This window comes from Mycolicibacterium llatzerense, from assembly GCF_025331195.1.
Lineage (GTDB): Bacteria > Actinomycetota > Actinomycetes > Mycobacteriales > Mycobacteriaceae > Mycobacterium > Mycobacterium llatzerense.
In genome coordinates this window covers 2,709,065-2,721,910 of record NZ_LXOV01000001.1, presented here as the reverse complement: position 1 = coordinate 2,721,910, position 12,846 = coordinate 2,709,065, and the positions used below count along the sequence as shown (strand labels likewise).

Below are 12,846 nucleotides of genomic sequence, written 5' to 3'. Positions count from 1 at the left end.
CTGGTCGGGGTCGGGGGTCAGTGCTGGTGCTTATGCGCGGCAGGGTCAGGCGGGCCTTTCCCGATGATCTTGTCGCCGCGCTCGTCGGTGGCCCAGCCGCCGGCGTTGTAGCCGTCGGTGTCGATGCAGACCTCGCAGAACTGCTCGCCGAATTCCGACAGGTAGATGCTGCGGTACACGCTGATCGTCTTGGGTGTCGACTCCGTCACCTCGAGTGCTCGCGGTTGCACTTCGAGCAGCGCATAACGCCGGTAGTCGGCCACGGGTTCAGACGAAAATCGCACCAGGCCAAGACGATTCAAATTCGCGAGATAGCGTTGATCGGCCTCCGGCCAGCTGCAACCGGCCATGTCGGCGATCATGTTCACACCCCTGACGAGCCGCTCCGAGCCGACCTGGAACATCGTCTTCGTCCGAATGTCGATGGCGGGCTGGACGCCGGCAACGGCCAAGAACCGCAGCATCCGAACTTCGTCGGGCGCAAGTTCGTCGAGAATGTGTCCGAATGCCGGATGCCGGTGCGCCTGTTTACGGGTCGGCTTCTGCGACTTGGCAATCAGTTCATCACCCCAGTGACGCAGATCGGCGTCGCTGTCTTGCTTGGCGGATTTCTTGTCAGCGTCGTGGTGGTCGGCCTTTTTCTTGCCAGAGTTGTCGGCACCCCCGATCACGCGACGTACGGGTGTGACGGCGGCGCCGAGGACGGCCGACGGATTCAGCGCCGACTCAGCGGCGCGCTTCAGGCCGCCGAAGATTCCCTGGCCTTCGACCGGCGACGGGTCCGGCGCCACGACGGGCAGCACAGTGGTTGGGGCACCGGCATTTTCGTCATCGACGTCAATATCGTCGTCGGCGTCGGCCACTGCCGGCGCCGGCGAGATCGCCACTGGCTCTGGACGCGTCTCGCGTCCGGGTAGCCGGCTCAGCAGGTTGACGACCTTCAACAGGTCGCCCGCGGCAGCGCGAGTCGATTGCACGGCGGCCGCGATGTCCCGCGCGGTGTCGATACCCAGCTTGGTGAGCGGATCGACTATGGCCCCCAAGGGATTACCGCTCGGTTGCCGACCGCGATCGTCGGAGGGCAGCGCGTCGTGCGCTTTGTCGGATTTTGGATCGTCGCCCATAATTCGCCTCCGTCAGAGTGTGCGAGTAATTATCCAAAGGACGGGCTCGCTGACATGCGTTTCGCGTTGATCCAAAAACTACTGACGGCAGCGCAAGCGAACTACGTCGCAAACAGCCAAATTTCGTGCGGCACCCTGGGCGCGCGTTGTCGGCGGTCCACAAATGCCCCGCCGCGACGAATTGTCAGTTCAGAACTGCTTGCCCGAACCAGTGGCACAGCAGCAATGCGACCTCGACCTCGATCCGATCGTCGACAATGGGCGTACCCCGGCGACTGATCGCGCGGTTCACCCGGTACTTGATCGAATTCGAATGCAGGTGCATTTCGTCGGCGGCCGCTTTGAAACTCGACCCGGTCCGCAGGAACACGCGCAACGTCTCGCGAAGCCGTTCGTCGTTCTCGGTGTCACTCGCCAACGGGCCCAGGATTTCGGCCACCCACGCGCCGACCGATCCGACATTGTCACCGAGCAGCGTCGCGACGGGCAGCCCCGGGTCGCTCGCCGCGGTGATGCGGCGGTCCACCGATCCCGACACCACTGCCACCGCCCGGGCATCGACCGCTTGTTCGTGCGAACGCCGGAAGCCCTCGATGCCCGATAACGGGTTACCCATCGCGATCCACGGCGAATCCTGTTGCGCCGCCGCGAATTCACGTATTCGGTCCGCCGCGTCCTCGGCGCCGTGCGCCGACAGCGGCAGCCAGACCCAGGCGGTGAGGTGGTCGACCGACAGGAACAGCGGCGGCTCATGGGTATCCAGCGACGTGGCGAGATGGTTTGCGAAACGCTCCATGCGCACGAGCTCGTCGCCGCCGTTGTCGTCCGGGTACCACAGTGCCAGCGCCAGGTGCACGCGCTGCAGCGGGTAGCGGATTTCCTCGGTGAGCTCGTCGACGTCACCGCTGGCCGCGGTGAGAATGGCGCGAACCCGTTGGGCCCGCATGCTGTTTCGGTTCTCCACCCACCGGTCGTACTCGCGCTGGTAGGTGGTGAGGACCTGTTGCGAGATCCAGTCGATGTAACCGAACGACACCGTCTGGAAGTACTTGAAAACGTCCAGGCTCCAACGCGGATCCAGGCCGGACGACGCGATCTCGTCGAGCACGAAGTTCAGCACTTCCTGGTGCCCCAGCCGGTAGGCGCGCACCACCGCATTTGCGGACACCCCGCGCTGCGCCATCCGCCGCGCATGCTCGAGCGCCTCCGTCGGCGGTGCGACGTCCTCGATCGGGATCCGGTGACGAATCGAGGCGAAGACGGTTTCGACATTGGCGGCGACGGTGTGCGCCTGCAACTCGAGCAGTTGCGCATCCTCGCTGAGCTCGGAGATCTCGCTGAGCAGGATTTTCTGGATCGACTGCGTGATGTCGCCCAACTTGCCGTCGAGGGCGCCGATGATCTCCGCTGCACGTGCGACGACAGCACTCTCGTCGACGCGTCTTTCCGGCATGAAACGACCGTAGATCACGAGGCGCTGAAGTTGCTGCAAATCGGGCTTTGTCGCCGCACGACAACGACGCTCCGCAATCACCTCGAGAGTTGGTCGTCCCGAGACGTCGATCCGAACCGCACCGGTGAATAGCTTTCGTAAGTATCAGACCGATAAGGAGGGCAACAGTGACTACTCTCGCCGCAACCGATGTGGACCTCGCCGCCGTCGACCTCGCCGACGCCGCGGTGTGGGACGACGGTCCGCCGTACGAGTTGTTCGCCCGAATGCAGCGCGAAGACCCTGTGCACTACAGCCCACAGCGCAATGTGCCCGGCGAAGGCGGCTTCTGGTCGATCACCCGCTTCGACGACGTGCGCACCGTCAGCCGCGACCACCGCACGTTCTCGTCCGAGAAGCGCGGCATCTTCAACGTCGACGACATCGGTGTCCCGCTGGATATTCAACGCCTGCAGCTGATTTCGATGGACCCGCCCCGGCACGACCGGCTCAAGGCCCTCGTCATCAAGGCCTTCACCCCCGAACGCGTCGCGGCCCACGAAGAGGCCATCAAGCAGATCATCAACGACGTGCTCGACAGCGTCGCCGACCGCGAGAGCTTCGATCTGGTCCGCGACATCGCCCGGCCGGTGCCGGCCCGGGTGATCGGCTCGATGCTCGGCACGCCCGCCGAGGACGACGAGCGCCTCGTCTACTGGACCAACGTGTTCAGCGCGTTCGAGGACCCGGAAATCCGCAAGCAGTGGGATGACGCCGGCGCCATCGTCACCGAGATCATCATGTACCTGAACGATCAGATGAATCAGCGCCGGGAGAACCCGCGTGACGACCTGATCACCGCGGTGATGAACGCCGAAGTCGACGGCGAGAAGCTCAACGAGCTCGAGATGGCCACGTTCTTCGCCCTGCTGATGACCGCGGGCAACGACTCGACCCGCGCGACCTACAGCGCGACGATGCTGGCCCTGATGCAGAACCCGGATCAATTGATCCTGCTGCAGGAGAATCCCGAACTGCTCGACGCGACCGTCGAGGAGGGCCTACGCTACGCGCCCGCGTTCGCCTTCATGGGCCGCGCCGCGACGACGGACTTCGAGCTGCACGGCAAGCAGATCAAGGAAGGCGACCGCCTGCTGCTGTGGTACCTGGCGTCCAACCGGGACGAGACCGCCTTCGAGAATCCGCACGAGTTCGACATCACCCGAGAGGGGCTGGCGGACAAGCACCAGGCCTTCGGTGGCCGCGGCAAGCACTTCTGCCTGGGCGCCAACCTGGCGCGACTGGAACTGAAGCTGTGGATTCAGGAGACCATCCGCCGGTTCCCCGACCTCACGCTGGACGGCGACCCGACACGCGTGCGGGCGTTGTTCCTCAACCAGTACAAGTCGATCCCTGTTCGGCGGTCGCGATGAGTAACGCCGCCTACCGGGAAGTCGAGGTCGACCTCGAGGTCCGTCGACGTGAGCAGTCCGCGGACGGTGTCGTCACGCTGACCCTCGCCGACCCTTCGGGCGCGGACCTGCCTGAGTGGACCCCCGGCGCTCACATCGACCTGGTCATGACGCCGTCGCTGACGCGGCAGTACTCCCTGTGCGGCAGCACCGCCAGCCGCAGTGAGTGGCGGGTCGGCATCCTGCTCGACCCGAACAGCCGCGGTGGCTCGCAGTTCGTCCACGACAAGCTGCAGGAAGGCACCACGATCCGGGTGCGCGGGCCGCGCAACCACTTCCCGCTCGCGAACTCGCCGCGCTACCAGTTCGTCGCCGGCGGTATCGGCATCACGCCGATGCTCCCGATGATCGAAGCCGCCGAAGCCACCGGCGCCGACTGGCAGCTGATCTACGGCGGCGGCGCCCGCTCGTCGATGGCGTACCTGGAGGCGCTGGAACGCTTCGGCGACCGCGTGACCATCTGCGCGCGCGACGAGGAGGGCGACGGTTTCCGGACGAAGCTGGCGGCGGTGCTGGCGGCTCCGCAGGAGAACACGCTGGTCTACTGCTGCGGGCCCGAGGGTCTGCTGGACGCGGTCGAGAAGGGTTGTCAGGCATGGCCCGACGGCAGCCTGCACCTCGAGCGCTTCTCCGCCAAGACCGTCGAGGCACCGTCGGACGCACTCGACACGTTCGAAGTGGAATGCCAGCGGTCGGGCATCACCCTGACCGTGCCGCTGGACAAGACGATCTACGACGTCGCCGAAGAAGCCGGCCTCGATGTGCTGGGGTCGTGCATGGAAGGCGTCTGCGGCACGTGTGAATGCGAAATCATCTCCGGCGACGGTGATCACCGCGACTCGGTCCTCACCGATTCGGAGAAGGCCGCCAACCAAACCATCATGATCTGCGTCTCGCGCTCCCGGTCCGAAAGGCTGGTGCTCGACCTATGAGAACCAACTACCCGTTGAACTGCTGGTACGTGGCCGCGCTCAGCGATGAGGTCGGCGAAGGACTGCTGGCCCGGCGCCTGCTCGGCAAGCATGTGGTGCTGTACCGCCGTGCCTCCGGTGAAGTGGTCGCCCTGGAGGACCGCTGCGTGCACCGCGCCTATCCCCTGTCGGAGGGCCGACTCGACGGCGACCGGCTGGTGTGCGGCTATCACGGCTTCAGCTACGAGCCCGACGGCTGTCTGGCCGACGTGCCGTCGCAGGAGAACGTGCCGCCCGGCGCCCGCGTCGAGGCGTACCCGATCGTCGAGACCGCGCCGTTCATCTGGATCTGGCTCGGCGAGCCGCGGGCCGCGGCCCTGCGCCCGCCGCCGCGCGTGCCGTGGTACCTGGACGGCTCCGGCTGGACCGGCTCCACCGAGGTCGGGCGGGTCGAGGCGAATTACCTTCTGCTGCACGAGCATTACCTCGATCTGACCGATGTGTTCGTCACCCGCCCCGAGATGGTGCCGCCGGATATTCAGCAGCTGCCACCGCTCAACGAGGTCGAGATATCCGAGCGCTCGGTGGCCTATACCCGGACGACCCAGCCGAGTCGCCTCGCCCCGTGGGAGTCGGCCATCACCGGCCTGCCCGAAGAGACGGTGGCCATCCGGCGCGAGGAGGGGACGTTCGTGTCACCCGCCCTGCACACACAGCACTACGCCATCGACGTCGTGGACGGAAAGTCCTACGAACTCTTGCGAATTCATGGATTCACGCCGGAATCACCCGGTGCGACGCATGTCTTCCTGCAACTGGCTCGCAACTACGACAGCGCCGAGGACACCATCACCGAGTACCTGCGCATCATGTTCCACGAGTGGGCGCTACGCAACGCCACGATCCTGGAAACGATTCAGCGCCGGCTCGACGAACCCGGTGCACGCCGGCGCGACATCAACGTCAAGGCCGACCGGGCCGCGATCCGGGCGCGGCGTATCGCCATGGACATGGTCGACGACGAAACCAGCCGTTTCACCGCCAACTGAGGAGAAGTACATGTCCAACACCGACTATGACGTGATCGTCGTCGGGTCCGGATTCGGGGGCAGCGTCACCGCGTTGCGGTTGACCGAGAAGGGCTACCGCGTAGGCGTTCTGGAAGCGGGCCGCCGGTTCACCGACGACCAGTTCCCGAAAACCAGTTGGGACGTCCGGAAATTCGTGTGGGCGCCGAAGCTGGGGTGCTTCGGCGTGCAGCGCATCCACATGCTGCGTGACGTCGTCATCCTGGCCGGCGCGGGCGTCGGGGGTGGTTCGCTGAACTACGCCAACACCCTCTACAAGCCGCCCGCGACGTTCTTCAACGACCCGCAGTGGGCCCACATCACCGACTGGTCGGATGAGCTGTCACCGTTCTACGACCAGGCCAGACGCATGCTCGGGGTGGTGATCAACCCGAGCATGACCCCGGCCGACGAGATCATGAAGTCGGTGGCCGAGGACATGGGTGTGGGCGACACGTTCGTCCAGACCCCGGTGGGGGTGTTCTTCGGCGAACCCGGCAAGACCGTCCGCGACCCGTTCTTCGGTGGCGTCGGGCCGGACCGCACCGGGTGCATCGAATGCGGCAGCTGCATGACGGGCTGTCGCTACGGGGCCAAGAACACGCTGCTGAAGAACTACCTCGGCCTGGCCGAGAATGCCGGCGCCACAGTGCATCCGCTGACCACGGTCGCCTCCGTGCGGCAGAGCCCGAGTGGAATCTGGGAGATCGACACCGTGCGCACCGGCAGGACCTTGCGCAAGAACCGTCGCACCTTCACGGCGCGTCACGTCGTCCTGGCGGCCGGCACCTGGGGCACCCAGAACCTGCTGCACAAGATGAAGGACAGCGGCACCCTGCCGCAGCTGTCGGACCAGCTCGGTGTGCTCACCCGCACCAACTCCGAATCGATCGTCGGCGCAATGAAATACAAGGTCGACCCGGCGCTGGACCTGACGCGCGGGGTGGCGATCACGTCGTCGTTCCATCCGACCAGCGACACCCACATCGAATCGGTGCGCTACGGCAAGGGGTCCAACGCGATGGGGCTGCTGCAGACCCTGATGACCGACGGCGGCGGCCGGTGGCCGCGCTGGCTCAAGTTCCTGGGCCTGGCCGTGCAGCATCCGCGCGCGCTGCTTCGGGTGCTGACGGTCGGCAATTGGAGTGAGCGCACAGTGATTTCGCTGGTGATGCAGAACCTGGACAACTCGATCACCACGTTCACCAAGCGAGGGCTGCGTGGTCGGCACCTGTCGAGCAAGCAGGGCCACGGCCAGCCAAATCCGACGTGGATCCCGGCCGGCAACGACGCGACCCGCCGGGTGGCCGAGAAGATCGACGGTGTCACGGCCGGCACCTGGGGCGAGCTGTTCAACATCCCGCTGACGGCGCATTTCCTCGGCGGGTGCGCCATCGGCTCGGATGCCGACCACGCGGTGATCGACCCGTACCACCGGGTCTACGGCTATCCGACCTTGAGTGTCGTTGATGGGTCGGCGGTTTCGGCGAATCTCGGCGTGAACCCGTCGCTGACCATCACCGCGCAGGCCGAGCGGGCGGCAGCGATGTGGCCGAACAAGGGCGAGGACGATCTGCGCCCCGACCAGGGCCTGCCCTACCGTCGGGTGGAGGCCGTCGCACCGCTCAAACCGGTTGTGCCGGAAGGCGCTCCGGGAGCGCTGCGCCTGCCGCTCATCCCGCTCTCACCGGCCGCGAACGACGCCTAGATGCGTGCGCCGAAACTAAACGCCGGGGTCGGGGTGTCCATCGGAGACGCCACGACCTGCGGGCAACCCCACGACGGCCCCTAGGATCAGCATCGCACCAACCACCGATAGCCAGGTCGGTCGCTGCCCGAGCAGCACTGCCGCGAGCACCGCTGCCGAGATGGGCTCGACGAGAGTCACCACGGTCGCGGCTGCCCCTGGCGTCGTGCGGAGGCCGGCATAAAGAAGTGCGTACGACAACGCCAGCGTGAAAACCCCGAGATAGACCAGTAGTGCCAGCGACATCGGGTCCGACGGGAGAACCGGTTCGTCCCTCAGCACAGCGACGAGGAACAGTGGCGCCAGCGCCACCGCACCAGCAGTGGTGGTGCACGTGGCGACGACCACGGGGTCGGTCCGACTCGCCAGTTGGTGCCCCAAGATCGTCGTCGCCGCATAAGTTGCTCCCGCGGCGATGGCGAGCAGCAGCCCGGCGCTGAAATCGCCTCCGGCGCTGCCGCGTTCATGCGGGGCGCCGCCGAAGGTGACCAGGCACAGCCCGGCGAGTGCGGCGGCAAGCACCATAACCTCGCGCCGTGATGGTGACGTCCGCGCGTTGACGTGCTGCCAAATCGACGCCAGGACCGGTGCCAATCCGAGCGAGACGACGGTGGCGACGGCCACCCCGACGGATAGCACCGAGGCGAAATAGAGGCCCTGATAGAGGGCGGTACCGCAGCCGACAACGATCGGCACGACGGGGCGCGACCGCATCATCATGATCGCGTGTCCGACACGGCCGGTGACCGCAACCAAGGCCACGAGTGCGACCGCCGCGAGTGCCATTCGCCATGCGCTGGCCGTCATTGCGCCCAGCCCACTCCGGTCGTGGAGGACGGTAACCACCAAGCCACCGGTACCCCACAGCACGCCTGCCGCAGAGATCTGCAGCAAGCCCCAATGCCTTGTGTGACTGGGGCTCATTGCAGCGAGATGTTCAGGTGGTCGGACACGTCGCCGACCATCTGAACATCCACGACACGTTCGGTGAAGTACCAGCCGGCGTCGTCGCGCGCGAAGGTATCCGCATAGCAGCCCACCACTATGGGTTGCAGCGGCACGGTATCGGTCTGCTGCACCACACAGAACGTCGACCGAGCGTGCGCGGTATCTCCGTCGAGTTCGACGATCGGGTTGAGCACCAGATGCCGTGTCCTCGGCGTATTTCCGTGATCGGGAAAGCGGCGAGTGGTGCGCGCGAAGGTGTTGGCGATCAGGTGCCGGCCCTCGACGCTGCCGGAATTCGGCCCGCCGAACCGGCTGCGCCCCAACAGCTCTCCCACGCCGTCGAAGTCGCCCGCGTCGATCAGCTCGGCGTACCGGTACAGCAGCTCGGTGATGGCCAGCTTGTCTGCCAGGTCGGAAGTCATCCGCGATCCGCCTCCGGCTCCTCGCTGCCCACGCTCATGCGATCTGTCCCTGCACCACCGGCAGGCCCGGATCACTCGGCACATCGAGACGCGACGGCTTGGCTCCCGCCGCGATGAGGTGCGCCGCGAACGAGGCGATCATGGCGCCGTTGTCGGTGCACAACCGGGGCCGCGGCACCCGAAGCGTCAAACCCGCCTCGGCACAGCGTTCTTCGGCCAGCTCCCGCAGCCGGGAATTGGCCGCCACTCCCCCGGCGATCAGCAGCGTCGACACCCCGAGGTCGGTGGCCGCGCGAACCGCCTTGCGGGTCAACACGTCCGCAACGGCTTCCTGAAAGCCGGCCGCCACATCGGCGTGCGACGCATCGGGGTGTTTTTCCATGTGCCGGGCGACCGCAGTCTTCAATCCGGAAAAACTGAAGGCGTACGGGTCATCTCGCGGACCCGTCATGCCACGTGGGAACACGATGGCGTTCCGGTCGCCGGTGCGGGCCAGCTCGTCGAGCACCCGGCCACCGGGATAACCCAGCCCCAGCAGCCGGGCCACCTTGTCGTACGCCTCGCCCGCCGCGTCATCGACGGTGCTGCCGAGTTCCTCGATCGGCTCACCGAGCGACCGGACGTGCAGCAGATGCGTGTGACCGCCCGACACCAGCAGGCCGACGCTCTCGGGCAAGGGGCCGTGGTCGTAGACGTCGGCAGCCAGGTGCCCGCCCAGGTGGTTCACGCCGTAGAACGGCACCCCCCACGCCGCCGAATAGGCCTTGGCCGCAGCCACACCCACCAACAACGCGCCGGCCAGGCCGGGGCCGATGGTCGCCGCGACCACGTCGGGCCGCTCGATGCCGGCGGTCGCCAGAGCCCGGTGCATGGTCGGCCCCAACGACTCCAGGTGCGCGCGCGAAGCGATCTCGGGGACCACACCGCCGTACCGGGTATGTTCGTCGACGCTGGATGCGACCTCGTCGGCCAGCAGCGTGACGGTGCCGTCGTCCTTGAGTTCACAGATGCCGACTCCTGTTTCGTCACAGGAGCTTTCGATGGCCAAGATGATTGTCATGAGTCTGAATTGCTCCTCACGTCCGCGTCGCCTGACACGCTGCTCACATCCGCGTCCCGCCGCATGGTGTACGCGTCCGCGCCACTGATCCGGTAATACCGCTTGCGCACACCCATCTTCACGAACCCGACGCTCTCGTACAGCCCGATCGCCGGTTCGTTGTCGGTGCGTACCTCCAGGAACACGGTGCCGCCGTCGGCGATGGTCAACAGCCGGTCCAGCAGCTCCCGGCCGATGCCCCGACCCTGATAGGCCGGATCGACCCCGATGGTGTGCACCTCGTACTCGAACGGCGGTTTACGGCCCAGCCGGCTGATGCCGGCGTAGCCCACCAGCAGCTTGCCGTCGCGCGCCGCGACGTAGTGGTTGTGGTTCGAGTCGAGCTCGCGGATGAACGCCACCGCCGGCCACGGGTCGTCGCCCGGGAACAGCATCGCTTCGAGTTCGCCGCACCGGTCGGCGTCGCCGACCGTCAGCAACCCATATTCGGTGCTCACGAAAGGCCCCGCTCGGCAAGGGTTTTCGCATCGGGGCGGCGCAGGTACAGCGGCACCAGCGCGGCGGGCGGCTGGTCCCAGTCGGCGGCGGTCACCAGACCGGTGACCGTCGGATACTCGACCGCCAGCGAGGGCAACGGGAACAGTGCGGCCTGCGCGGCCGGGCCGGCGACCGAACCCGAACCCGGCACGACATCGGCCGCGGCGCTGACCGCCGGTCCGTCGACCCGCACGCCGTCGCGGTACCGCGCCCAGTACACCTCACGGCGACGGGCGTCGGTGACCACCAACAACTCTCCAGGTGTTTCGGGGGCGATCGCATCCAGGCTGCACACCCCGTACACCGGGATACCGAGTGCCTGTCCATACGCGGCCGCAGTGGCCATGCCGACGCGCAATCCGGTGAACGGTCCCGGCCCGCAGCCGACGACGACAGCCTCCAGGTCGGCGAACGTGATCCCGGCATCGGCAACGGCGGCAACCACATTGGGCGTCAACTGCTCGGCGTGCGCGCGGGCGTCGATGGTGATCCGTTCGGCCAGCACCTCGACGCCGGCAGCGGTGCGCCGGGCGACCCCCGCTGTCACCGCCGGGGTCGCAGTGTCGATTGCGAGGATCATGCGCGGCTCCAATGCCAGACAGCAGTACGGGTGTCGTCGTCGGCACGCTCCAACCGGATGTCCAGATGGCTGGCCGACAGTCGCTCGGCCAGGCCCTCGCCCCACTCGACGACCACCACGGCGTCGTCGAGGTCGGTGTCGAGATCGAGCGAGTCGAGTTCTCCGAGCAGGTCGGTGCTGCCCGAGTCGAGCAGCCGGTACATGTCGACGTGCACCATCGCGGGATATCCGGCACGCCGGGCAGGATGCACGCGGGCCAGCACGTACGACGGCGACGTCACCGCGCCCTCGACGTCCATGCCCTGGGCAATTCCTTTGGCCAGCATGGTTTTTCCGGCCCCCAGCGGACCGGTGAGCACCACGACGTCACCGACCCGCAGCTCGGCGCCGAACCGGGCGCCGAGGGCCTTGGTGTCGGCTTCGGTCGGCAGGTGCACGGTGCCGTGCGAATCATCCATTGCGCTTGGCCTTTCCACGCAGATGCCGGGTCAGCGCCACCAATCGGGACGGGGTGGCATGCTCGACGAAGCGCTCCAGCGCCTCGTTGATCAGTTCGGGTTGCTCCATGTGCACCATGTGTCCGGCGCCTTCGACGATCACCAGTTCGGACTTCGGCAGCTGCCGGGTCATGGCCTGGGATTTGGCCAGCGGGGTGAGCAAATCCTGGTCGCCGCAGGCGATCAGGGTGGGCACGTGCTGCAGCACCGCCAGCGCACCGGCCTCGTCGTGCACTTCGAGGGCGTGCAGGAACTCCACGGTGGTTCGCATCGAGGTCTCATGCATCATCTTCTCGACATACCGCGCCACGGACGGGCTGACCGCGGCATCGCCGAACGATGCGGCCTTGAGCACCGGGCCGATGACGGCCTTGGCCGCACCCCGGCCCGCACTGACCGCTCCGGGCGCGAACCGCACCGCGACCTTGGCCGCCTCCAGCGCCGGGTTCTGCAACACCTCACCCAGCGGTGATCGGGTAACCCCTTGTGCCGCAGAGGCGATGAGCGCCACCCCGCACACCCGGGACGGGTAGTTCCGCGGGAACTGGCGCGCGTGGGACAGGACGGTCATGCCACCCATCGAGTGACCGACCAGCACCACGGGACCGCGCGGAGCCATCACCCGCATCACCGATTCGAGGTCCTGACCGAGCCGCGGGACGGTGTACGAGTCGACCGGCCCGGCCGACGAGCGGCCGTGACCGCGCTGGTCGTAGAACACCATCCGGACCTGATCGCCCCACCGCTCGGCGAGGCGGGCCCGCTGAAAATGGAAGGAGCCCATGCTGTTACAGAAACCGTGCGCGAAGAGCACCGTCAATCGGGCGTCTTTCGGGCCGACCTCACGCACCGCCAGCGGCACCCCGTCGGTGGCCGTGACGACGCAGCCGCGGTCGGCGTCGAGTGTCGTGAAATCCTCACCGGCGTACGGATCTTCGCCGCTGCGGCGGCGCAGCGAGCGGGCCACGCTGATCCCGGCGACCGACCCCACGGCAGTGAGACCGGCCATGCCCGCCAGCCACCGGGCATTCTTGTTGTCGCTCATGGGC

At 66.9% G+C, this 12,846-nt stretch carries 13 protein-coding genes; 4 read left to right on the top strand and 9 right to left on the bottom strand.

The window, feature by feature from the left end:
- Positions 1-17 precede the first annotated feature (17 nt).
- Entirely contained in the window at positions 18-863 is an 846-nt protein-coding gene (locus tag A7G45_RS13385) for an Abi-alpha family protein (protein ID WP_260937660.1), read from the bottom strand.
- Between the two features lie 445 nt (positions 864-1,308).
- Entirely contained in the window at positions 1,309-2,577 is a 1,269-nt protein-coding gene (locus tag A7G45_RS13380; RefSeq protein WP_260937659.1) for a PucR family transcriptional regulator, read from the bottom strand.
- A 167-nt stretch (positions 2,578-2,744) separates the two neighbouring features.
- Between A7G45_RS13380 and A7G45_RS13375 the strand changes: the two genes are divergently transcribed.
- Genes A7G45_RS13375 through A7G45_RS13360 form a run of 4 tightly spaced genes read left to right on the top strand, consistent with a single transcriptional unit; the run spans position 2,745 to position 7,714 of the window.
- Positions 2,745-3,989 (top strand): cytochrome P450, encoded by a 1,245-nt coding sequence (locus A7G45_RS13375; protein WP_260937658.1) that lies wholly within the window; start codon positions 2,745-2,747, stop codon positions 3,987-3,989.
- Complete coding sequence (locus tag A7G45_RS13370; protein ID WP_260937657.1) at positions 3,986-4,960, top strand: PDR/VanB family oxidoreductase; 975 nt, start codon at positions 3,986-3,988, stop codon at positions 4,958-4,960. Before A7G45_RS13375 ends, A7G45_RS13370 begins: the two co-directional genes overlap by 4 nt.
- Positions 4,957-5,988 carry a Rieske 2Fe-2S domain-containing protein gene (locus A7G45_RS13365; RefSeq protein ID WP_260937656.1) on the top strand — a complete coding sequence of 344 codons (1,032 nt, stop codon included), beginning with the start codon at positions 4,957-4,959 and terminating at the stop codon, positions 5,986-5,988. The genes A7G45_RS13370 and A7G45_RS13365 overlap by 4 nt, the downstream gene beginning before the upstream one ends.
- Before the next feature lie 10 nt (positions 5,989-5,998).
- On the top strand, positions 5,999-7,714 hold the full coding sequence (locus A7G45_RS13360) for a GMC oxidoreductase (protein WP_260937655.1): 1,716 nt from the start codon (positions 5,999-6,001) through the stop codon (positions 7,712-7,714).
- Between the two features lie 15 nt (positions 7,715-7,729).
- Here the strand turns inward: A7G45_RS13360 and A7G45_RS13355 are convergent, their stop codons facing one another.
- From A7G45_RS13355 to A7G45_RS13325, 7 genes are read right to left on the bottom strand one after another with little or no spacing between them, the layout of a single operon-like run.
- Positions 7,730-8,647: a DMT family transporter gene (locus tag A7G45_RS13355; protein ID WP_260937654.1), complete on the bottom strand. Its 918-nt coding sequence runs from the start codon at positions 8,645-8,647 to the stop codon at positions 7,730-7,732.
- Positions 8,648-8,673: 26 nt separating this feature from the next.
- A complete protein-coding gene (locus tag A7G45_RS13350; RefSeq protein WP_260937653.1) occupies positions 8,674-9,123 on the bottom strand; it encodes a nuclear transport factor 2 family protein in 450 nt (149 codons plus the stop codon).
- A 34-nt stretch (positions 9,124-9,157) separates the two neighbouring features.
- Positions 9,158-10,183, bottom strand: a complete 1,026-nt coding sequence (tsaD, locus tag A7G45_RS13345) for a tRNA (adenosine(37)-N6)-threonylcarbamoyltransferase complex transferase subunit TsaD (protein ID WP_260937652.1) — start codon at positions 10,181-10,183, stop codon at positions 9,158-9,160.
- Entirely contained in the window at positions 10,180-10,680 is a 501-nt protein-coding gene (gene rimI / locus A7G45_RS13340) for a ribosomal protein S18-alanine N-acetyltransferase (RefSeq protein ID WP_260937651.1), read from the bottom strand. The genes tsaD and rimI overlap by 4 nt, the downstream gene beginning before the upstream one ends.
- Positions 10,677-11,300, bottom strand: coding sequence for a tRNA (adenosine(37)-N6)-threonylcarbamoyltransferase complex dimerization subunit type 1 TsaB (gene tsaB / locus A7G45_RS13335; protein ID WP_260937650.1), 624 nt, complete (start codon positions 11,298-11,300; stop codon positions 10,677-10,679). Before tsaB ends, rimI begins: the two co-directional genes overlap by 4 nt.
- Positions 11,297-11,758, bottom strand: a complete 462-nt coding sequence (tsaE, locus tag A7G45_RS13330) for a tRNA (adenosine(37)-N6)-threonylcarbamoyltransferase complex ATPase subunit type 1 TsaE (protein WP_043396892.1) — start codon at positions 11,756-11,758, stop codon at positions 11,297-11,299. Before tsaE ends, tsaB begins: the two co-directional genes overlap by 4 nt.
- Complete coding sequence (locus A7G45_RS13325; RefSeq protein ID WP_260937645.1) at positions 11,751-12,842, bottom strand: alpha/beta fold hydrolase; 1,092 nt, start codon at positions 12,840-12,842, stop codon at positions 11,751-11,753. Before A7G45_RS13325 ends, tsaE begins: the two co-directional genes overlap by 8 nt.
- Between the last annotated feature and the right edge of the window lie 4 nt (positions 12,843-12,846).